Genomic DNA, 20,370 nt, shown 5'->3' with positions numbered 1-20,370 from the left:
GGCTTACCCGTCTCGGCCATTTTCTCAAGCATCTAGAAAGACTTGGCGCTATGCTGCGGCAATCGCGCCTCCCTTTCCTCAGCCCATATTGCCCAAAGCTTTACACCAAAGCTGCCGCCAAAGCCAACCCAAGAGGGCGACCAGCGGGGCTGGCCTACAAACGCGAGAGCTCAACCGCTGCGCCGGGCGGATGGTTCCATAGCACTCAAATCGGCGGCATTTGCACTGCCAGTTGTGGCGGATTCGAGGCTTTTCCAAGCCTGCTCCCGCGCTTCCGCGTTGCCGGTTGCAATCACCAATGCGGTATCGGGATGGCACATGCGCGTGCGTAAGGCGACCGGGCCGCAGACGATCATGAAGAAGTCGTAGGCGTGCGGCAGCTCGTTGGCCATGACGAACTGGAAGTGGACCCGGAAGAACTGCCAGCGCCAGAGATTGTAATGTTCCGGTCTGATCATCTCGCGGAACCGCACCGGGATGATGGTCGGGTTGCGCCGGAGCTCGCCGACATCGATGCCGTGGCTCCCGATCGGATCCAGCCGGAAGAAGTTCATCACGTCCTTGCGCGCCTGGCACTCGATCCAGTCGACCGAGGGCTCGATCGCCAGCTCGCGCAGATGATCGCGAAAATGCTGCGCGCATTTGTGGAAGCCGACGATCGGATAGTTGCCGCCCAGCGTCAGGAGCACGACGCGGGGCCGGCGCTTGCCGAGCGAGGGGTCGAGCTTGAGCGCGCGCGCCAGGATTTCGGTGCCCAGGAACGATCCCGAACTGTGGCCGACCAGCACGATCTCGTCGGCTTCGCTGGTCCGCGCGACCTTGCAGAGATAAGCGGCAAAGCGATCGATCCGTTCATCCCAGGCCGGGCGCAGCCGATGCGCGAATTCCCAGGTCCAGATCCAGTCGCAGAGGAGATAGAGAACGTAGGTGCGGTTCTCGGTATATTTCAGCGCGCCGGTGAGCGCCGCGACAAAGAGAGCCAGCGCCGCGGGTACGCGCAGCACCGTGGGTACGCCCAGTGCATCAAGGCCCTTTTCGAAGACGAAGGCAAATGCCGCGGCGCACAAGGCCTCCAGCAGCAGGATGAAATGCGGATAGGTGATGAAGGTCGCGAAGCGCCAATTGGCCTTGGTGAAGCGGGCGATGGTGCCGTTGAAGACGAGCCGCCAATAGATAAAGACGGCGTGAAACACCGTGCGCCAGATCGGGCAGGCGAGGTCGCGCTGGATGAAATCCTCGAAACGCAGGAAATCGTAGGTGGTGCGGGTCTGCCAGCCATCGGCCTTGGTCTGGATGGTCCAGGACGCGATCTCGCCATCGGAGCTACTCTGGGGGCGGCCGATCGTCGCGGAAAGCTGATAGAGCCGCGCGAACTTGCGGAGCTCGGTGCGGAACATGCGGTAATATTGCGCAAGGCCGCGCGGATCGTACCCCTGCACATAGATGATGTGGCGATTATGAACGCGCACGTGCCCGGCTAGTCCCCCGACGTTCACCTCGGTTGAACCACCGGCTACGCGGCTCACCTCTCTTCAGCGGGGAGAGGTGAGCCGTCGCCGCGACAGCTCAACGGGGCTGATGCTGGGGACTATAGCAGCGCGCGTCATGCGCCAAGAGCTATTTCGGTCCGTGGTGCCGAATTTGCCCAATCGTTTCGATTGTGCCGCAGGGCAGCGTAGAAGGACGTCGAGAAGCCATGCGCGCTATTGCACATCCAGCGGCTCGGCGCCGGTGACCTGTCCGCTGCTATCGGTCGTGATCTTCTCGACGCGCGCCTCGGCCTGCCGCAACAGCTCTTCGCAGCGCCGCTTCAAGGCTTCGCCGCGTTCATAAATGGCGACCGATTCCTCCAGCGGGACCTTACCTTCTTCGAGCCGCTTGACGATCGATTCAAGCTCATCGATCGCGCGCTCGAAGCTGAGCTGTTTCACATCTACCTGGCTATTTTCGGCCATGCTGCCTTTCCCAAAGAATACGCGCGGGGTCTGCCTGCGGAGTTAAGGGGATCACTGCGGACGGAATGTGGCGAGACCTCAATGGCCCATCAGCGCGGTGACATGGGCTGCCACCGATTCCATCAAGCCTTGCAGATCATAACCGCCCTCGAGCACCGAAACAATTCGTCCCTCCGCACTTGCATCCGCGACCTCCATCAGCTTGCGCGTGACCCAGCCGAAATCCTCTCCTCTCAGATTGATGGAAGCGAGCGGATCGCGATGATGCGCATCAAAGCCGGCGGAAATGATGAGGAGCTCGGGGGCGAATTTCTGCAGCCGCGGCAGGATGCGGTTCTCGAACGCGGCGCGGAATTGCAGGCTGCCATCCTCGGGCGCGAGCGGCGCGTTGACGATAGTGTCGTGCTCGCCGCGCTCGCCGGTCGAGCCCGTGCCCGGAAACAGTGGCATCTGATGCGTGGAGCAATACATCACGGTGGCGTCCGACCAGAAGATGTCCTGCGTGCCATTGCCGTGATGCACGTCGAAGTCCACGATCGCCGCGCGGGCAATGCCGTACTTGCGCTGCGCATGGCGCGCGGCGATCGCGACATTGTCGAAAAAGCAAAAGCCCATCGGCGTCGCCTTTTCGGCGTGATGGCCTGGCGGGCGGACCGCGACGAACGCATTGTCATACTGCCCGCTCATCACGGCATCGGTCGCCGCAACCGCACCGCCAACGCCGCGCATCACGGCTTCCCAGGTGCCGGGCGACATCGAGGTATCGCCGTCGAGGTAAATGGTACCGCTCGTCGGCGCCACATGGCGCAGTTCCGTCGCATAATGCTCGTTGTGGCAGAGCGTGACCAGATCGAGATTGCCTTCGGGCGCCTCGCCGCGCGCCAGCGAGCTGAAGCGCTCGTCCGAGAGCACCTCGTTGACCACACGCAGCCGGTCGGCGCGCTCGGGATGTCCCGGCGGCGTCGCATGCTTGAGACAGGCCGAGTGGGTCAGAAGAAGCGTGCTCATGCCGTACCCTATCCGGCAAGCGCGGTGGGGGGCGAGGGCGCGCTTGCAATAAACGGCTAACTTAAGGGGTCGCGGGGCGCTCGGAAAGGGCACCTTCCGCCGAAACGGCCTGACAGCTCAATTTGTTCAGTTTGTCTGGGCGATGCGATCGGCGGCGGGTGGCGCAATCGGACTGCTCGCCTGAAAATAGGCGAACAGCGCCTCGTCGTCATAGGAGCCGAATTGCGGGTTCGTTCCGCCCTTCAACACCGTGAAACCGTCGCCGCCAAGCGCAAGGTAATTATTGACGGTGACGCGGTAGCTGGCGGCGGGCTCGATCGGCTTGCCGTTCAGCATCATGGAAGCAGCGACCACGCGCTCGCCATAGGGTTTGGCGGCGTCCCAGCTATAGCGAAACCCCTTGGATACGGGGAGGATGCGCGGCCGCTTCGGATCGAGCCATTGCTGTTCGAGCATGTCCTTGATTTGCGCCCCAGTGAGCGTCAGCGTCACGAGCTGATTGCGGAACGGCTGGCTCGCGAACACATCGGCATAGGTCACGGCACCATCGTCGCGCTTGTTGATGTCGGTGCGGATGCCGCCCGGATTGGAGAAGGCGATGACCGCACCGCCTTTGGCCTCGCTGGAGGTGGCGGCCAGTTGCGCATCGGCGATGACATCGCCGAGCGCGCTCTCACCGGCCGCGTTCGGCGCGCGCGACAGTGTCTCGGTGATGGTGCCGGCGCGGCGGCTCGCGATCGGGCCCGCGACCTTCTCGTAAGACGAGATCAACGCGGTCTGCTCGGGATCCTTCGGGAGAGCGCCGGTGCGCACGATCACATTGTCGGCTTTGGCGCTGATGATGTCGCGGCTTTGCGGATCGAGCTTCACATCGATCGCGGTGACCAGCGTGCCGAACTTGTCGGCGGACGTGACCAGCCGTCCGTCCATGTTGCAGACATAGGCCTGATGGGTGTGGCCGCTGATCACGATATCAACGTCGCGATCAAGCTTCTCGACGATGTCGACAATCGGCCCGGAAATGCCGGGGCACTCATCATAGTCGCCGCTCGGAAAGCCGCCTTCATGGATCAGCACTACGATAGCCTCCACCCCCCGCGCCTTCAGCTCGGGGACGAGTGCGTTGACGGTCTCCGCTTCGTCGCGAAATTCGAGGCCGCTGGCGGCGAACGGTGAGATGATCTGCGGCGTTCCCTTCAGCGCGAGCCCGATGAACGCGACCGGGATGCCGTCGAACTCTCTGATCTCGTAAGGCGGAAACACGGTCTTGCCGGTCGCCTTGTCGATGGTGGAGGCGGCGAGATAATGGAATTTCGCGCCTTCGAACGGACGCGGCCCGCGGCAATTTTCGGTCGGATGACAGCCGCCATTCTGCATGCGCAAGAGTTCATCCTTGCCTTCGTCGAATTCGTGATTGCCGACCGAGGAGATGGCGAGCCCCATCATCGACAGCGATTCAATTGTCGGCTCGTCGTGAAACATGGCCGACAGAAACGGGCTCGCACCGATCAGGTCTCCCGCCGCGACGAAGATCGTGTTCTTGTGGCCCTCGCGCAGTTGCTTCACCAGCGTCGCCATGGTTTCCGAACCGCCGGCGGGCACTGCAACCTTTTTGCTCGCGTCGTTGGGGTCGGTAATCCTGATGCCGCCGGGCGGTGGCTTCAAATTTCCATGGAAGTCGTTGATCGCGAGGATGCGCAAGTCGACCGGCGTGTTGTCGGCGCGCGCGGGCAGGGAAGAGGCGAAGGCGCAAGCCAGCGCAAGGGCGGCGAGCGCTGCATTGGCGAATTTTCTCATGGCACCATCATAGAACGCGCCTGCAACGATTTCACGAAGCTTGGCGGTCTGCTGTATTATGCAGGCGCGGGAGGCGCCTCGCGGTGTGACGTATCTTCCATATCCGTCTCGCGCCGCTGATTCAAAACAACGAGAACAAGCCGATGAAGATCACGAACGTCCGCACCCACATGCTCCAGGCCACACTGTCGCAGCCATTTGCCTATTCGCGTGCCTGGTACAACACCCGCACGGCCATGGTGGTCGAGATCGAAACCGATCAGGGGGTGACCGGATGGGGCGAATGCTACGGTCCGGCGCGGATCACCGCCGCCGTCGTCGAAACGATGGCGCCGTGGCTGATCGGCCAGGATCCGCTGCGCACCGATGCTCTCTGGCGGACGATTTACGCAAACTTGCGCGATCACGGCCAGAAGGGCGCGGTCATCCAGGGCTTGAGCGGCATCGATATCGCGCTATGGGATTTAAAGGGCAAGCATTTTGGTGTGCCTGTTCACCAACTCTTGGGCGGGGCGCTGCGCACCGAGGTCCAGGCCTACGCGACCGGCCTTTACAGGCGGAGGTCGGGCGATCCGCTCCGCTACTTGCCTGAGGAAGCCGCAGGCTATGTCGTCGAAGGTTTCAAGGCCGTGAAGCTCAAGGTCGGCTTCGGCGTGGAAGAAGATGCCAAGGTCACGCGCGCAGTGCGCGACGCCATCGGGGCCGGTATCGCCCTTTTGGTCGATGCCAACCATGCCTATGATTCCGTCGCCGCAATCCGCCTGGGACGGATGATCGAACAATACGACATCGGCTGGTTCGAGGAGCCGGTGCCGCCGGAGGACATTGCCGGCCATCAGGCGGTGAAAGCGGCGCTATCGCTTCCGATTGCCGGGGGCGAATGCGAGTTCACCCGCTTCGGATTCCGCGAGCTTCTGGTCTCGCATGCGCTCGACATCGTTCAGCCGGACACCTGCGCGGCCGGCGGCTTGTCCGAATGCAAGAAGATCGCGGACGTGGCCGAGGCGTTCGCTGTGCGCTACAACCCTCATGTCTGGGGGACCGGCATTGCGATTGCGGCCTCGCTGCAGCTACTGGCCGTGCTGCCACCTCACACGCCGCCCTCGCTCGACCCGCTTGCGCCGATGCTCGAGTTCGACCGCACCGAGCATCCGATCCGGCAGGCGATTCTCACCGCCCCGATCGAGCATGCGGGCGGCATCGTCCGCGTGCCCGATGGGCCGGGGCTCGGGATCGAGATCGACCGCAAGGCGCTGGCGCGTTTTGCTGCCGCGTGACCGGCAAGGCAACAGCGCCGCTTACGCCCGATACTCGCTGTGGTCGCGCGAGCCGGAAAAGGAGATCATTCCGACGCTGGAAGAACTTGGCATCGGGCGTGTGCCTTACAGTCCGCTCGGCAAGGGATTTCTCACAGGGGCGATCGACGCCAGCACCACCTTCGACAGAAGCGACTTCCGCAACATCGTGCCGCGCTTCTCGCCCGAGGCGCGCAAGGCGAACCAGGCGCTGGTCGACCGCTAGGCCGGGCGGTCTGCCAGTCCGAACACCGGGGCGATGAGGGAAGCGATCCTTCCCTCATCGTTCCTCTATTCACGCAAACTGCAAAAACTCGTGAACGACGCCACAGTTTGCGCGCACCGGGGCCGAACGGCGCCGGATTTCGCGCGCCGGGCGCAATTCATGACCGCGAGTTTAGAAATCTGCCAAACGGCGCCTATTGCATCGCAGCCAGCCGCGCTTATGTTCATAAAACGAAACGGTTCCGTTCTATTAATTTTGGAGTGCGGCCATGGCCGAACCAGCAGTCACCGACGAGGCTCCGTCACCTCAAGCCGCGGAAGTTCCATCACCGGCGCGCGAGCGCGCGCTCGAGCAATGGCGCGGCAGTGAGCATCCGGCACAAGCCCGAAAAGGCTTCTGGCGCGGCCAGAAGTCAGTTCCGCAGGAAGCCCCGTCCGAGCTCCGTGTCGTCGAGCGGCCGCAGGAGGCTCCGCCGCCCGAGCAGCGGGACGAGGCGGAGCGGTCGCGCAAGGGCCTGTTGCGGCGGCGTCCGTTCATTTCCATGCTTGGCGTGCTGGCGCTGCTCGCGGCCGGCGCGCTCGGCTATCTCTATTACGACTATGCGGCGCATTTCGAGAGCACCGACGACGCCTTCATCGCCGCGCGGCAGTTCGCCATCGCGCCGAAAGTCTCCGGCTACATTACCGACGTTCCCGTCACCGACAACGAGCATGTCAATGCCGGGCAGGTGATCGCGCGCATCGACGATCGCGATTATCGAACCGCGCTGGCGCAAGCGCAGGCGCAGGTCAATGCGGCGCAGGCCAGCATCAAGAACATCGCGGCGCAGATCGACGTCCAGCAGGCGCAGATCAACGCCGGCGAGGCGCAGGTCGAGCAGGCGCAGGCTGGACTCGTCTTCGCGCAGCAGCAGGCGCAGCGCTATCAGGATCTGGCGCGCACCGGCTCCGGCACGGTGCAGAACGAGCAGCAATACAACTCCCAGCTTCGGCAGCAGCAGGCGGCGCTTTCAAGCGCGCAGGCCAATCTGAAGGTTGCGCAGCGGCAGCTCGAATCGCTCAAGGCCCAGCAGGAGAGCGCCGCGGCCAACCTCGCGCAGGCCGAAGCCCAGCGCGACCAGTCTCAGCTCAATCTGTCCTACACGACCGTCACGGCCGCGCAGTCCGGGCGCATCGTCAATCTCGGCGCCGCAAAGGGCCAGTTCGCCGCGCAGGGCACGGCGCTGACCCAGTTCGTGCCCGATGATGTCTGGGTGACCGCGAATTTCAAGGAGACCCAGCTCGACCGTATGCGCCCCGGCGAGCCGGTGACGCTCAGGATCGACGCCTATCCGGAACGCGAAATCCGCGGCCATATCGCGAGCGTCCAGCCGGGCTCCGGTCCCGCCTTCTCGCTGCTGCCGCCGGAGAACGCGACCGGCAACTATGTGAAGATCGTGCAGCGCGTGCCGGTCAAGATCATCATGGACAATCCGCCGACCGATGTCGCGCTCGGCCCGGGCATGTCGGTGGTGCCGACCGTGCGGATCAACCCGGCACCCTCCCTCTATGAACGCTTGAGTGCCTGGCTATGAGCGCCGCCGCAGCAAAAGGCGGCGCTTCCGCCGCGCCCGTCGCCGGGACCAATCCCTGGCTGATCGCCATCCTGGTCGCGGTTGCGACCTTCATGGAAGTGCTCGACACCACCATCGCCAACGTGGCGCTGCCCTATATCGCCGGCGGAATGGGCGTGAGCGAGGACGAAGCCTCCTGGGTGGTGACGACCTATCTCGTGTCCAATGCCATCATCCTGACCGCCTCGAGCTTCCTCGCCAAGCGCTTCGGCCGCAAGGCGTTCTTCCTGATGTGCCTTGCGCTGTTCACGGTCAGCTCGGTGCTGTGCGGCTTTGCCTGGAATCTGCAGTCCCTGTTGTTGTTCCGCATCCTGCAAGGGCTCGGCGGTGGCGGCATGGTGCCGGTCTCGCAGTCCATCCTGGCTGACTCCTTTCCGCCGGCCAAGCGCGGCCAGGCCTTCGCGCTGTTCGGCGTCGCCGTCGTGGTCGCGCCGGTCGTGGGCCCGACGCTCGGCGGCTGGCTCTCCGACAATTTATCCTGGCACTGGTGCTTCCTGATCAACGGCCCGGTCGGCCTCGCGGCCATCGCGGTGATCGCGCTGATCCTGCAGGAGCCTGCATCCGCGGCCGCCGAGCGGCGGCGCCTGCTTGCGCAGGGCCACCGTTTCGATCTCGTCGGCTTCGTGCTGGTTGCGACCTTCCTCGGGTCGCTCGAGCTCATGCTCGACCGCGGGTTGGAGGATGACTGGTTTTCCTCGCGCTTCATCGTCACCGTCGCGGTCGTCTGCGCGGCCGCGTTCGTCGCGATGATCCCCTGGGAGATGAGCCGCAGGAATCCGATGATCGACGTGCGCATGGTCGCCTCGCGGCAGTTCGGTGCGAGCTTCCTGGTGATGCTCGCGACCGGCGCGATCCTGCTCGCCACTACCCAATTCCTGCCGCAGATGGTGCAGCAGAACTTCGGCTACACCGCGACCTGGGCCGGCCTCGTGCTGTCGCCGGGCGGCCTCATCACCATGCTGATGATGTTCGTGGTCGGGCGCCTCTCCGGCAAGGTGCAGCCGAAATACATGATCATCGCCGGTGCGATCGTGGTGGCGGGCGCGATGTACGACCTGACGCGCGTCTATGCCGATGTCGGCTTCTGGTTCTTCGCGATGTCGCGCATGCTGCTCGGCGTCGGATTGCCGCTGATCTTTCTCTCGATCACGACCGCGTCCTATGACGGCATTCCGCCCGACAAGACCGACCAGGCTTCGGCCCTGATCAACGCGGCGCGCAACACCGGCGGCTCGATCGGCGTCTCGCTGGCGGCGAACGTGCTGGCGCATCGGGAGCAGTTTCACCAGAGCCGGCTGATCGAACACGCAATCCCCTCCAGCACGCAATACCAGGATACGCTGCAGCAGGTGACGAACTATTTTACCGCGCACGGGGCTTCGCTCGCACAGGCGCAGCAGCAGGCGGTGGCCTGGATCGGTCAAGCGGTGCAGACCCAGGCGGCGCTGCTCGCCTATATCGACGTCTACTGGGCCCTGATGCTGATCTCGCTCGCTGCAATTCCGCTCGCGCTAACGCTACGCAGCGTGAAGCTTGGCGGTCCCACCATGGCGCACTGAGGTCGCCTCGCGCGCGGCGGCGGAGCCATGCGCCTGTGACGTTGCAGGTCTGAACGGCGCGAGCGCTGGCAAATCCGCCTTCGTGACTATCTGGCGCTGAGGCCGGCGGCGCGAGCGGCCGCGGCTCAAGGGTCGGGCGTGGCGATCTGCGGCAGGTTCGTATCGAACATCAGCTTCTCCGGCCATTTCCGCTCGGAATGAATGCGGATGTTCAGATCCTCGGCCTTCGGCATCAGCGGAGAATATTCGATCGGCAGTGTGGAGGAGCTTGGTGCGTCCACGAAATACCAGTTTGCCGCGAACAGCAGCGCAAGCAGCGCGCCTCCGACAACAACGAAGTAGCGGGCGATCGGCATGGCAGCCTTCTTGACCAAGCGGTGGTTTGATGAAGCGGTGGAGCGCACCGATTAAACGGCACTGTATCGTTTAGTTATGCCCGGCAAAACATGGCAAGTGCAAGGCAAAGCGATGTGAAGCGGCATCTTGGCGCAGTGCGTCTGGCCGCTGCTGCGAGCCTTGTTTTGGCCGCGCTGGCACTGTCTCGCACCCCGGCCGGCGCGGACGAAGTCGTCCGGGCCGCCGGCGGTCGCGGAGCGGCCGCCTTGGCCGAGAATGCATCATCCGCCGTGCGCCCCGCCGCGCTTCAAGCCGGTCCACAAGGGAGGCCGCTGTTCGGCATGGATAGCGAGCCAGTTGCGGCAGGCGGGGTCACGGCGAAATGGCGCATGATCGAAGAGGATATTGCGCGCGAGCAAGAGGTGCTGGCGCGCTGCCGCAAGCAGGCCCCTTGCCCGGCCGCCGCGCAGAGCGTGCTTCATATCGTCGCCGAGGGCTCAGGTCACATCGGGCTCGCCCGAGTCGGCCGCATCAACAGGGCAGTCGATCTTGCCATCGCGCCGGCCAGCGACCGGGCGCAATGGGGCGTTGAGGATCATTGGAGCTCGCCGTTCGAGACGCTGCAGACCGGCCGCGGCGACTGCGAAGACTACGCGATCGTCAAATACCTCGCGCTCCTGCAGGCGGGGCTTTCGCCGGCCGATGTGAAGATCGTCATCTTGAAAAATCTCGCGCCGGCCGAGGACCATGCCGCGGTCGCCGCGCGCGTCGACGGAGCGTGGCTGATCCTGGACAACCGCAAGCTTGCGCTGGTGCGCGATACAGCCATCGTCGGCGCGATCCCAAAATTTGTCCTTGATGAGAACGGCGCCCGCCGCTTCCTTCCATCGACGCGGGCGGGGTAGACGAGGACGCCAAGTTGCAAATCCGGACGAGCGTCTTCAGTCGCCGTCATTGCTGTGCATGTTCACTAATTCGGTGATCTATTTGTTTGGGTTTGGGCCTCGGCTAATGCCTCAGGCGTTTTGACGCCGAGGTTGGCGTGCTCACCCTCGCTTCGCTGAGCTCGGCGACGATTGCCCTAATTCCTGCCGCAGGAGCCAAGAAAGAACTCGACGCGCAGGCGCACGTGATCGGGCAGTTCTTTCCTCAGTGCCTTGGCGTCTTCGCCCATCAGCCGGCGCATCAGCACGCCGAACAGCACCACATCGAGGAAGATGCGCGCGGTATCCGCGATCCGCTCGGGGGCAAAGGCTCCCTTGGCTTCGATCCCTTCCTCGCGCGCGAGCTCAGCGAGCAGCTTGGCGAGGTTGGCGGCGGCGCGTTTGCGCGCCATCTCGTTGACGCCGCGGGTCAATTCCGGGAAGCGCTGCGCCTCGGCGATGGCCGAGCGCAACAGTCCGATCGTGTCGTCGTTGAGCATCCGCTCGGCCAGCGCCGTGCCAAGGTTGATCAGCTTGGCATGAAACGTGCGTCCATGCGGCGCCAGATTCTCGAATTGCGTGTTCCGCGCGACCTGGCGCGCCATCACCGCCGCGAACAGCGACTCCTTGCCCGGATACCTGGCGTAGATGGTCGGCTTGCCCGCGCGCGCCGTCTGGGCGATTTCGTCGACGCTCGCGCCGTCGAAGCCGCGCTGCAGAAAAATCCTTTCGGCGGCGTCGAGGATGCGCTCCTCGACTTCGCCCGCACGCTCCAAAGGAGGTCGGCCGCCTCGGCTATGTGCCCGTTTGGAAGCAACCATGTGATCAGCCGTGCCCTGATTGAATCAGCCATGAGGCTCCCCGAGCCCGTTCTGGCACAGGGCGGGCGATTGTTCAATTAAACTGAACGATTGCGTTTCAGCGGTAACATTGGGCGCGGGGAAGGGCCCTGCTGGTCTTGCGGCACCGCCGCGGCGGTCCCTACTTTGGAGATGCCGTCGTAACACGGTTCACGATCGGTCGGGATGCAGGATGTCGCGCGCACTCATCATCTTCGGACTTGTCCTGGTCGCCGCCGGCCTGTTGTGGCCGTTCATCGGCAGGCTGGGGCTGGGCCGGCTGCCCGGCGACATCGTCATCGAGCGCCCGGGATTTTCCCTCTATTTTCCGCTGATGACCTCGCTCATCATCAGCATCGTGCTGAGCCTGGTCCTGTGGCTGGTGAACCGGTAGGCTCGCATGAGAGCATCTGCCAAGTTGCAGACCCGGACAAGCGCCTTCAATCAGGCCCGTTATTGCGAGGCGTCGCTTGCGCTCGCAATGAGAGTGGAGGCTGGGCGCGCGCTCCCTCGATTCGCTCAGCTCGGCGATCGCTCTAGTTGCATCGCCGCATCGCGGCGCCCTGCCGCGCACTCCGTCCGCCGCGGCCTGCTCTGGGCGGATCGAGCGTGACCTGCTTGAGGTCATCGCCGCTCACGATGACGACGACGAAGCTCAATCGCCCGCTGTCCCTGAGCAGGGTTCCACCGATCGCTTTGCCCTTCGCGGCGCGTTCTGCGACGAGCACGGCGTCGAAGAGATCTTGGCGCACGCTTTTGAGCGCGTCGACATTGTGCTGATTTTCCGCATTCAGGTCCCTGACGAACGAGACAGTCTCTTCGCCTGCAACGTCTCCGCTTTGGGCATCGATGGCGTTTTCCCAGATGCGATCGCTCGCCATCGTCTTCACCCTGTAGACCGGCGAAGCCGGGCTGCCGTCGAAGCCGATGTCCCAGGTTTTCGAGCCCGGGTGCAGTTTTTCGGCCCTGACCAGCGCCTGACAGAGCGAGATCTGTGCCGCGCGAAACAGCGCAAGTTCGCGGTCGATCGTTTGGTCGTCAACGTTGGCGCCGGTTCCGGCGTCATTGCGCGCGATGGAGGGGGCGGTACCGGAAAGCGCGGTCGCGCTCAAATGAGACGGCGTCAGCATCAGCCACAACATCGCTGCGCTTACATAGTTTTTCCACATCGGGGACCCACTGCCGGTCGCGTTGTCGGTTCACGCGCCGTCCTTGTTCACTGGTCTCTAAACACACAACTTAGCCATCGTGACGGCAATCAATGCCGGTTCACCGTTGCGCAGCTTCTCGCGCCCCCTGGCGCATCCCCTGTAGTGAGCGGCCCCAGATAAACGTTCTGCGCCGGATCAAGGACATGCGACTCGATGGCATTTTTCTCTTACGCAGCCATTGCTCCGCTCACCCGCACGATATATTAATCACTGAGTTAATTAATTCTCTGGGGCGGAGTGTGTCAAGGCAGCTGGCGCAACGGGCGGGCCGCACGGCTCGGACAGCGAGACTACGAAGGGTTGGCGACATCATCCGGCGTCCGCCTGGACGGCCTACGGGAAAGTCGGACCGGCGCACGCTGCTGCTCGATGCGGCGCTCGTGCTGTTCGCCGAACAGGGCGTGCAGAATACGACGCTGCGAATGATTGCCGATCAGGTCGGCCTGACGCCCGCGATGGCGCATTATTACTTCAACAGCAGGGAGCAACTTATCGATGCTCTCGTCGAAGAACGCCTGCTTCCGATTTGCACCAGTATCGAAGAGACGTTCGGCGCGGAATGCGATGATCCCATGACGGTGATCTCGAACTTCGTCGCGCGTCTACTTGAAGCCGCGGCGCGATACCCCTGGCTTGCTCCGCTCTGGTTGCGCGAAGGACTGAGTGAAGGCGGGGCGCTGACCGAGCAGATCGAGCGGCGGCTTGCGGAAACCAAGCGAGAGAAGGCCTCGCGCTGCATCGAACGCTGGAAGCAACAAGGAAAGCTTGGCGAGACCATCGAGCCTGAGCTGGTCTTCACATCCATCGTCGCGCTCGTCCTGCTGCCGTTGGCCGCGGGCGCGAAGGGGACCTATTCCGTCAGCCCCGACCGCCTGGCCCGGCATGTCGTCACGCTGTTGGGACGAGGGATGTTTTGAACGACGCAGGAGCCGGCGCATTTGCTCCGGCCCTTTGTTGTCAGACGTCGTTGCTTATCCGGTAAGCCGTCGTCTGGCTTGGAGCCGCCAGTTGCCCCACTGGCGGCTCCATTTTCTAGCTGCATTTTCGGGCTCGCTATGAGCCATCGGACGTCATCGCTGCGTCGGTGCGAGAAGCCGCGTTTCGCGGCCGGGCTGTGCTCTAAGCGCGCGTGTTGCGCCCAAGAAAATCGCGGATTCGTTCGGCGATCTCACCGGCATGCGTTTCGAGCGCGAAGTGGCCGGTGTCGAGGAAATGGACCTCGGCATCCGGAATGTCGCGCTTGAAGGCCTGCGCTCCTGGCGGGAGAAAGAAAGGATCGTTCTTTCCCCAGACGGCCAGGAACGGCGGGCGATGAGTCCGGAAATATTGCTGGAATGACGGATAGAGCGCGACGTTGCTCTTGTAGTCCCCGAACAGATCCAGCTGCACCTCATCGGCGCCGGGACGCGCCAGATAGAAATTGTCGAGGTTTTGGCCGTCCGGCGACACCGCGTCTGCGTCGGCAACCCCATGCGTATATTGCCATCGGGTCGCCTCGGGAGAGAGGAACGCGCGGAGTGCCTCGCGATTTTTCGGCGAGGGGTCCTGCCAATAGGTGCGGATCGGATTCCAGCCGTCGCTGAGGCCCTGCTCATAGGCGTTTCCGTTCTGCGAAATGATCGCTGTGATGCGTTCCGGATGCCGAACGGCAATCCGGAAGCCGGTCGGTGCGCCATAGTCGAAGACATAGATCGCGAAGCGGTCGAACCCGATCACTTCGGTGAAGCGGTCGATGACGCCGGCGATATTGTCGAACGTGTAGGTGAACTTTGCCCGCGCCGGCATGTCCGACTGACCGAAGCCCGGAAGGTCGGGAGCCACGATATGGAATTTGTCGGCAAGCGGGGGAATGAGATCACGGAACATGTGGCCCGCGCTCGGGAAGCCGTGGAGAAGCAGCAGCTTCGGTGCGTCGGACGAGCCGGCCTCGCGATAGAAGACTTTGAAACCATCGACATCGGCAAAGCGGTATTTCACAACGGACATGGGCGCTGCTCCTGGCAGTGAGGACGTAACCTTTAAAATGGCTTCGATCAGGTTATGCCGATGAGGTAACTTGTCAAGAACTGTTAGAGGGGTTACTTAGCTGACCGTTGGAACGATCCGGCTGCGGGAAGGCCCCCAGATGCTATCTCATTCCCCCGCGATATTCATTGCCGACTCCCCCGGCCTGGATTTCCTCAATTCGATCGCGACGCCGACCGATGTGCCGGTCGACTGGATCGCTGACGGCGATGGATTCCTCGACTGGCTCGCGCAAGCCAGGCTGGTACCGGCCGATGAACTCGACGCGCTGAAGGCGCGCGCGATGCCGGGCGAACTGGATAAGGTGGCCGATCAGGCGCGGGCCTTACGCGAGTGGTTCAGAGGATTCGTCCGCAAGCACATGCGCCGTCCGTTGACGGCCAAGGCCGCGCGCGAACTGGAGCCGCTCAACAGGCTGCTCGAACGTGATGAGGCTTTCAGCCAGGTCGTCCCGCGTCGCGCGGATGGCGGCGATCGCTTGCACCTGCAACACATGCGGCGCTGGCGTTCGCCCGAGTCATTGCTGCTGCCGATCGGCGAGGCGCTGGCCAAATTCGTCTGTGAAGAAGACTTTTCCGACGTGAAGGCATGCGAGGGGCATAGCTGCACCCTCATGTTCGTCGATCGCACCCGCGGCCGCGGGCGACGATGGTGCAGCATGGCCATCTGCGGCAACCGCGCCAAACAGGCCGCTCACCGAAATCGTCTCAAGGAGAAGCGTTAAGGCCGACTTCGGCGTTTGCGCAGGATTGCTGCGCAAGACCTTCGTCTTTGTTCCGGAAAGACCGGGTCTCTTGCACGCGCCGACCCATTCAGCTTTCGAAATAGCGCCGCTGATCGATATCGGCGATGAGGCCCGGTTGTTTCGGCTCCCAATCCAAGAGCTTCCGGGTTCGCTCGCTCGATGCTGGGATGTCTGCGCTCACGAACGTTGCGAACCAGCCGAAATGCTCGGCCGCCTCTTCGGGAGACTTGGATGCGACCGGCAGGTTCAATCGGTGGCCGATCACGGCGGCGATCTCCCTGAAGGGCACGCCCTGTTCGGCGATCGCGTGATACGTGCCTGCCGTGGCGCCTTGCTCCAGCGCGAGGCGATAGACGCGGGCGGCATCGAGCCGATGCACGGCGGGCCAGCGGTTGAGGCCTTCACCCACATAGGCAGAGACGCCCTTTTCGCGCGCAATGGTGATGAGGCGCGGCACAAAACCGTGATCGCCGATGCAGTGGACCGAGGGCGGAAGACGGATCGCCGCCGCGCGCACGCCGCGGCCCGCGAGCGCTGAAGCCACCTCTTCCGAAACGCGAGGAAAGCCGGTTACACGCACATCCTCCTCGGTCGCGATGCGGCCCGGCGCCAACAGCGCAACCCCGCCGGTGACGAGCAGCGGCCGGTCGGAGCCTTCCAGCACGCTGCCGAGCGCCTCGATGGCGCGCCCCTCGATCTCGCAATTTTCCGCGAATTTCGAGAAGTCGTGATTGAAGGCGGTGTGGATCACTGCATCGGCTGCGGCCGCGCCACGCTTCAGGCTATCGAGATCTTCGAGCGAGCCGCGATGGACGTCCGCGCCTGTCGCGGCAAGCGCTCCTGCGACCGCCTGCGACCTGGCGAGACCCAGCACTTTATGTCCCGCACTGATCAGTTCGTTGACGACGGCAGAGCCGACAAATCCCGTTGCACCGGTCACGAACACGCGCATGAAGAATTCTCCACCTTGAGCGGAGGCTATTTCGGCGCGTCGTCTATCCCGGTAAAGTAGGGACCTTACACAGGTATAATGACTAACAGGATGCGCATGCCTGATAGCAACGACAACTTGCTTGGAGCCTATTTGAGGGATCGCCGCGCCAAGCTTGACCCGGCAGCCCTCGGCTTTCCGTTGGCGCGCCGGCGAACGCCCGGCCTGCGGCGGGAGGAAGTGGCGCAGCGCGCCAATGTCAGCGCGACCTGGTACACGTGGCTTGAGCAGGGCCGGGGCGGGGCGCCGTCGGCTGACGTGCTCGATCGCATCGCCCGCGCCCTGATGCTGACCGAGGTCGAGCGCGAGCACCTGTTTCTACTTGCACTGGGCCGGCTGCCCGAGGTTCGTCGTTATCAGGCGACTGATGGGATTTCGCCGCGGCTGCAACGTGTGCTCGACGCGCTGGAGCTCAGCCCGGCGCTTGTGAGGACCGCCACATGGGACGTCGTTGCCTGGAACCGCGCAGCGACGGCAGTGTTCACGGACTACAGCTCGCTCGCCGCCGCCGAGCGCAACGTTCTCCGTCTCTTCTTCCTGGATCCCCGGGTCCGCGCCGCGCAGCCGCATTGGGAAAGCGTCGCCCGCTTTGTGGTGGCAACGTTCCGGGCGGATACGGCGCGGGCAGGTGCGGCTGAAAACGTCAAGGCGCTGGTCGATGAGCTCTGCCGCCTGAGCTCTGAGTTCGAAGCGATGTGGCGTGCCAATGACGTCAATGCACATGGCGAGGGCACGAAACATCTGCGGCATCCTGTGGTCGGGATGCTCGGGCTGGAATATTCAGCTTTTGCCGTCGATGGCAGGCCCGATCTCGCCATGGTGATCTACAATCCGGCAACGCCCGCGGATGCCGAGCGGATCAGATCGCTCATCAACGCGCTCGAACGATCGCGCGAGCAGCAGCAGATGCGGGCATGAGCGTTCACCAATCGCGATCCGCCTGATGCGCCAGTCATTGGCAGGATGGGTTGAGCCACCGGGCTGCGCGAACGCGCGCCCGATGACAGGCTCCGCGAAACCCCATCACCTCACACACTCCGATGGATTTCACTGCGTTCAATCCATGCACGAACTGCGCTCGTCGTGCCCTTTTGCGCCCGAAGACGCGTGCGCGTAAAAACTAATTTCGCGAGGCGTTTCAATCTGATTTGGGTCGTCCAGATCTTCGCGCAAAAATAAATCGCTTTGTGATCACCCCAAATCAGTCGCATCTTCTCTCGCGTCCCGCCTCGCTGAGGGACGTACGCGTCGTCACGGACGTTGAGTGCGGGATGCGGTGGACGCGAATGGGCTGACTGACGAGCGGCATCCTTTTGCGGACGGCGAAGTCGTGTGGTCCTGGCGCCCCAAGGCTGGCGCTAAGGTCGCGACGATGCGCAAGCGCATCGCGCGGGCGACGGTGGCAACAAAGTCTGGCTCACCGGGGAGAGCNCGNAGTAAGCCGTAAACCACTGCGCAGGGAAGGCCGGAGTGATTTCCGCGCTCACCTGTGGTCAACGCGCGCTCGCGCAATTTTTTGCGCGGGGGCCGTGGGTGCGCAGCGGGCACCCGGTCTTCCCTGCGCCCTCTGATTTCCGGAGGGAGAAGGTTCTCAGCTCAACTCGGACGAAAAGGCGTCGCGAGAATGCCGACTCATGGATGCGTCATTGCGAGGAGCGAAAGCGACGAAGCAATCCAGAGCCTCACATGCGGCTCTGGATTGCTTAGCTTGCGCTCGCAACGACGGCGCCAGCTGTTAGGAATATTCACGCGTCGTCCCGGACAAGCGAGCCCCCGGCAACGCGCAGCATTGTCCGGTCGCGAGCGCAGATCCGGGACCTATAACCACAGGCCGTATTGTTGCAAAGATCGACTGGCATCACGGCACCACAGATGCATTCCGCGGTATGGGTCCCGGCCGTGGCCGGGACGACGATGAGAGACTTACCCCAACAACACCGCGTCCGCGCCGTTCACCATCTCCGCGCCGTCGGTCACACTCTTCTCCAGCGACGGCGCCTGTACCGCGATGTTCTCCGCAAAGAAGCGGGCCAGCGCCACATAACGTTGCGGCTCGCCGAAACTGCCGCTGCGGGCGGCGAGCGCCTCGGAGGCGAGATAGCAGCCGCCCACTGTTGCGCCGAACAGCCGCAAATAGGGCGTCGCTCCGGCCAGCGCATCGTTGGGTGCGCTGGTGACGCGCTCGAGCAGCCAGCGGCTCGTGCGCGTCAGCGAAGCGAGCGCGTCGTGCAGTTTTTGGCCCGTGCCGCCGAAGGCGGGATCGTTCGAACCCTCAACCTGCTTGATCGTCTCTCCGAGTTCGTCGAGCAGAGCCCACACCGCGGCGCCGCCATTAGCGGCGAGCTTGCGCGTCACGAGGTCGATGGCCTGGATGCCATTGGTGCCCTCGTAGATCGGGGTGATGCGCGCGTCGCGATAATGCTGCGCGGCGCCGGTCTCCTCGATAAATCCCATGCCGCCGTGGACCTGCACGCCGAGATAGGCGACCTCGTTTCCGACATCGGTGGAGAAGGCCTTTGCGATCGGCGTGAGCAGCGCGCCGCGGGCAGCGGCCTCGCTGCGGACCTTTGCATCCGTGGCGCGGGCAGCGACATCGAGCGCGACCGCCGTGGCATAGCAGATGGTGCGCGCGGCCGCAGTGAGGCTGCGCATCTGCATCAGCGTGCGCTTGATGTCGGGATGCACGATGATCGGATCGGAGCCGCTGTCGGCGGATTTGCCGACCGCGCGGCCCTGGCGCCGCTCCTGCGCATAGCCAAGCGCCTGCTGATAGGCGCGGTCGGCGATGCCGACGCCTTCGAGGCCAACGCCGAGCCGGGCCTGGTTCATCATCGTGAACATGCAGCGCATGCCTTGGTTTTCCTCGCCGATCAGGTAACCGATCGCGCCGCCATGGTCGCCCATGGTCATGGTGCAGGTGGGCGAGGCATGCATGCCGAGCTTGTGCTCGACGCCGCTTGGATAGATGTCGTTGCGCGCGCCCAGCGAGCCGTCGGCATTGACCAAAAATTTCGGCACCAGGAACAGCGAGATGCCCTTTGTGCCGGCGGGTGCATCGGGCAGACGCGCGAGCACGAAATGCACGATGTTGTCGGTCATGTCGTGATCGCCATAGGTGATGAAGATCTTGGCGCCCTTCAGCCGGTAGGTGCCGTCGGGCGCGCGCTCGGCGCGGGTGCGCAGCGCGCCGACGTCGGAGCCGGCCTGCGGCTCGGTGAGCTGCATGGTTCCAGTCCATTCGCCCGAGACCAGCTTGCCGAGGTAGATCTTCTTCAACTCGTCGCTGCCGTGCGCATCCAGCGCCTCGATTGCCGAGAGCGTGAGCAGCGGGCAGAGGCCGAAGGCGACGTTGGATGCGCTCCAGATCTCGGTGCAGGCGGCATTGATCGCGAGCGGCAGGCCCTGGCCGCCGAAGCTTTCCGGGCCGGAGACTGCGTTCCAGCCGCCTTCCGTCCAGCGCTTATAGGCGTCGGGCCAGCCGGGAGCGGTGGTGACCTTGCCGTCCTGGAGCTTGATGCCGTTCTGGTCGCCGACGCGGTTGAGCGGCGCCAGCACGTCGGAGGCGAATTTGCCGGCTTCCTCCAGCACCGCGGCGGTGAGGTCGGCGTCGAAATCGCCGTAATGGCCGGCCTCCACCGCGGCCTTCAGCCCCGCGCCATGGTTGAGCGCCAGCAGCATGTCCTTGATCGGCGCCTGGTAGGTCATGAGCGTCATCCCGCTTGTTTCGGCCTCGAATTGGCTGCCGTATTCCCACGAAACCGCAAGCCCCTCAACACTCTTCTCAAGAGGGTCGGCAGGGGCGTCGCGAGACGAAAGGCCGTGTTCGGGCAGCAAGTCCGGGAGAAGAA

18 protein-coding genes and 1 pseudogene are annotated in these 20,370 nt (G+C 63.8%); 9 read left to right on the top strand and 10 right to left on the bottom strand.

From position 1 onward, the window contains the following. Window positions 1–170: 170 nt before the first annotated feature. From F758_RS0124505 to F758_RS0124490, 4 genes are all read right to left on the bottom strand, one after another. Window positions 171–1,526 carry a hypothetical protein gene (locus F758_RS0124505; protein ID WP_157450138.1) on the bottom strand — a complete coding sequence of 452 codons (1,356 nt, stop codon included), beginning with the start codon at window positions 1,524–1,526 and terminating at the stop codon, window positions 171–173. A 177-nt stretch (window positions 1,527–1,703) separates the two neighbouring features. Then, entirely contained in the window at window positions 1,704–1,955 is a 252-nt protein-coding gene (locus tag F758_RS0124500; protein ID WP_024510348.1) for an exodeoxyribonuclease VII small subunit, read from the bottom strand. 78 nt (window positions 1,956–2,033) lie between these two features. After that, window positions 2,034–2,963: a histone deacetylase family protein gene (locus F758_RS0124495; RefSeq protein WP_024510347.1), complete on the bottom strand. Its 930-nt coding sequence runs from the start codon at window positions 2,961–2,963 to the stop codon at window positions 2,034–2,036. A gap of 126 nt (window positions 2,964–3,089) precedes the next feature. Then, a complete protein-coding gene (locus F758_RS0124490) occupies window positions 3,090–4,760 on the bottom strand; it encodes a bifunctional metallophosphatase/5'-nucleotidase (RefSeq protein WP_024510346.1) in 1,671 nt (556 codons plus the stop codon). Window positions 4,761–4,903: 143 nt separating this feature from the next. Between F758_RS0124490 and F758_RS0124485 the strand changes: the two genes are divergently transcribed. The 4 genes and pseudogenes from F758_RS0124485 to F758_RS0124470 all read left to right on the top strand — a co-directional run bounded on the left by F758_RS0124485 (window position 4,904) and on the right by F758_RS0124470 (window position 9,452). Next, a complete protein-coding gene (locus F758_RS0124485; RefSeq protein WP_024510345.1) occupies window positions 4,904–6,037 on the top strand; it encodes a mandelate racemase/muconate lactonizing enzyme family protein in 1,134 nt (377 codons plus the stop codon). Then, window positions 5,979–6,275, top strand: a pseudogene (locus F758_RS0124480) (aldo/keto reductase); the annotation flags it as partial. The gene F758_RS0124485 and the pseudogene F758_RS0124480, both read left to right, overlap by 59 nt. 274 nt (window positions 6,276–6,549) lie before the next feature. After that, entirely contained in the window at window positions 6,550–7,854 is a 1,305-nt protein-coding gene (locus F758_RS0124475) for an HlyD family secretion protein (RefSeq protein ID WP_024510343.1), read from the top strand. Next, window positions 7,851–9,452, top strand: a complete 1,602-nt coding sequence (locus F758_RS0124470; protein ID WP_024510342.1) for a DHA2 family efflux MFS transporter permease subunit — start codon at window positions 7,851–7,853, stop codon at window positions 9,450–9,452. Before F758_RS0124475 ends, F758_RS0124470 begins: the two co-directional genes overlap by 4 nt. 125 nt (window positions 9,453–9,577) lie before the next feature. Here the strand turns inward: F758_RS0124470 and F758_RS0124465 are convergent, their stop codons facing one another. Beyond that, window positions 9,578–9,808, bottom strand: coding sequence for a hypothetical protein (locus F758_RS0124465; RefSeq protein WP_024510341.1), 231 nt, complete (start codon window positions 9,806–9,808; stop codon window positions 9,578–9,580). A gap of 114 nt (window positions 9,809–9,922) precedes the next feature. On the opposite strand from F758_RS0124465, the gene F758_RS0124460 reads away from it, so the two are divergent. Next, the gene (locus F758_RS0124460) at window positions 9,923–10,693 is read left to right on the top strand and encodes a transglutaminase-like cysteine peptidase (protein ID WP_198026558.1); all 771 of its coding nucleotides are present in this window, start codon (window positions 9,923–9,925) and stop codon (window positions 10,691–10,693) included. A 176-nt stretch (window positions 10,694–10,869) separates the two neighbouring features. Here the strand turns inward: F758_RS0124460 and F758_RS0124455 are convergent, their stop codons facing one another. Continuing rightward, the gene (locus tag F758_RS0124455) at window positions 10,870–11,487 is read right to left on the bottom strand and encodes a TetR/AcrR family transcriptional regulator (protein ID WP_349543233.1); all 618 of its coding nucleotides are present in this window, start codon (window positions 11,485–11,487) and stop codon (window positions 10,870–10,872) included. Between the two features lie 256 nt (window positions 11,488–11,743). Here F758_RS0124455 and F758_RS0124450 point away from each other — a divergent pair, with 256 nt between their 5' ends. Continuing rightward, window positions 11,744–11,944 carry a DUF2905 domain-containing protein gene (locus F758_RS0124450; protein WP_024510338.1) on the top strand — a complete coding sequence of 67 codons (201 nt, stop codon included), beginning with the start codon at window positions 11,744–11,746 and terminating at the stop codon, window positions 11,942–11,944. Between the two features lie 142 nt (window positions 11,945–12,086). On the opposite strand, the gene F758_RS0124445 is transcribed toward F758_RS0124450, so the two are convergent. Further along, window positions 12,087–12,719 (bottom strand): PepSY domain-containing protein, encoded by a 633-nt coding sequence (locus F758_RS0124445; protein ID WP_024510337.1) that lies wholly within the window; start codon window positions 12,717–12,719, stop codon window positions 12,087–12,089. Window positions 12,720–13,000: 281 nt separating this feature from the next. On the opposite strand from F758_RS0124445, the gene F758_RS44495 reads away from it, so the two are divergent. Beyond that, the gene (locus F758_RS44495) at window positions 13,001–13,678 is read left to right on the top strand and encodes a TetR/AcrR family transcriptional regulator (protein WP_198026556.1); all 678 of its coding nucleotides are present in this window, start codon (window positions 13,001–13,003) and stop codon (window positions 13,676–13,678) included. Window positions 13,679–13,880: 202 nt separating this feature from the next. Here the strand turns inward: F758_RS44495 and F758_RS0124435 are convergent, their stop codons facing one another. Continuing rightward, entirely contained in the window at window positions 13,881–14,747 is an 867-nt protein-coding gene (locus F758_RS0124435; protein ID WP_024510336.1) for an alpha/beta fold hydrolase, read from the bottom strand. Window positions 14,748–14,886: 139 nt separating this feature from the next. On the opposite strand from F758_RS0124435, the gene F758_RS0124430 reads away from it, so the two are divergent. Then, window positions 14,887–15,510 carry a CGNR zinc finger domain-containing protein gene (locus tag F758_RS0124430; protein WP_024510335.1) on the top strand — a complete coding sequence of 208 codons (624 nt, stop codon included), beginning with the start codon at window positions 14,887–14,889 and terminating at the stop codon, window positions 15,508–15,510. A gap of 88 nt (window positions 15,511–15,598) precedes the next feature. Here F758_RS0124430 and F758_RS0124425 read toward each other — a convergent pair whose 3' ends face one another. Beyond that, on the bottom strand, window positions 15,599–16,483 hold the full coding sequence (locus F758_RS0124425; protein ID WP_024510334.1) for an SDR family oxidoreductase: 885 nt from the start codon (window positions 16,481–16,483) through the stop codon (window positions 15,599–15,601). Window positions 16,484–16,579: 96 nt separating this feature from the next. Here F758_RS0124425 and F758_RS0124420 point away from each other — a divergent pair, with 96 nt between their 5' ends. After that, entirely contained in the window at window positions 16,580–17,440 is an 861-nt protein-coding gene (locus tag F758_RS0124420) for a helix-turn-helix transcriptional regulator (protein WP_157450137.1), read from the top strand. A gap of 1,005 nt (window positions 17,441–18,445) precedes the next feature. Here F758_RS0124420 and F758_RS0124415 read toward each other — a convergent pair. Continuing rightward, the gene (locus F758_RS0124415; RefSeq protein ID WP_024510332.1) at window positions 18,446–20,227 is read right to left on the bottom strand and encodes an acyl-CoA dehydrogenase family protein; all 1,782 of its coding nucleotides are present in this window, start codon (window positions 20,225–20,227) and stop codon (window positions 18,446–18,448) included. Between the last annotated feature and the right edge of the window lie 143 nt (window positions 20,228–20,370).

This window comes from Bradyrhizobium sp. ARR65 (assembly GCF_000472385.1).
Classification (GTDB): Bacteria; Pseudomonadota; Alphaproteobacteria; order Rhizobiales; family Xanthobacteraceae; genus Bradyrhizobium.
The sequence above is the reverse complement of the archived record's forward strand: the minus strand, read 5'-3'. Positions and strand labels throughout refer to the sequence as shown.

What these genes read in the sequence shown, in the direction of transcription:
- F758_RS0124500 (WP_024510348.1), bottom strand. Translation starts at nt 1,955, where the DNA reads ATGGCCGAAAATAGCCAGGTAGATGTGAAACAGCTCAGCTTCGAGCGC.
- F758_RS0124495 (WP_024510347.1), bottom strand. Translation starts at nt 2,963, where the DNA reads ATGAGCACGCTTCTTCTGACCCACTCGGCCTGTCTCAAGCATGCGACG.
- F758_RS0124490 (WP_024510346.1), bottom strand. Translation starts at nt 4,760, where the DNA reads ATGAGAAAATTCGCCAATGCAGCGCTCGCCGCCCTTGCGCTGGCTTGC.
- F758_RS0124485 (WP_024510345.1), top strand. Translation starts at nt 4,904, where the DNA reads ATGAAGATCACGAACGTCCGCACCCACATGCTCCAGGCCACACTGTCG.
- F758_RS0124475 (WP_024510343.1), top strand. Translation starts at nt 6,550, where the DNA reads ATGGCCGAACCAGCAGTCACCGACGAGGCTCCGTCACCTCAAGCCGCG.
- F758_RS0124470 (WP_024510342.1), top strand. Translation starts at nt 7,851, where the DNA reads ATGAGCGCCGCCGCAGCAAAAGGCGGCGCTTCCGCCGCGCCCGTCGCC.
- F758_RS0124465 (WP_024510341.1), bottom strand. Translation starts at nt 9,808, where the DNA reads ATGCCGATCGCCCGCTACTTCGTTGTTGTCGGAGGCGCGCTGCTTGCG.
- F758_RS0124450 (WP_024510338.1), top strand. Translation starts at nt 11,744, where the DNA reads ATGTCGCGCGCACTCATCATCTTCGGACTTGTCCTGGTCGCCGCCGGC.
- F758_RS0124445 (WP_024510337.1), bottom strand. Translation starts at nt 12,719, where the DNA reads ATGTGGAAAAACTATGTAAGCGCAGCGATGTTGTGGCTGATGCTGACG.
- F758_RS0124435 (WP_024510336.1), bottom strand. Translation starts at nt 14,747, where the DNA reads ATGTCCGTTGTGAAATACCGCTTTGCCGATGTCGATGGTTTCAAAGTC.
- F758_RS0124430 (WP_024510335.1), top strand. Translation starts at nt 14,887, where the DNA reads ATGCTATCTCATTCCCCCGCGATATTCATTGCCGACTCCCCCGGCCTG.
- F758_RS0124425 (WP_024510334.1), bottom strand. Translation starts at nt 16,483, where the DNA reads ATGCGCGTGTTCGTGACCGGTGCAACGGGATTTGTCGGCTCTGCCGTC.
- F758_RS0124420 (WP_157450137.1), top strand. Translation starts at nt 16,580, where the DNA reads ATGCCTGATAGCAACGACAACTTGCTTGGAGCCTATTTGAGGGATCGC.
- F758_RS0124415 (WP_024510332.1), bottom strand. Translation starts at nt 20,227, where the DNA reads ATGACCTACCAGGCGCCGATCAAGGACATGCTGCTGGCGCTCAACCAT.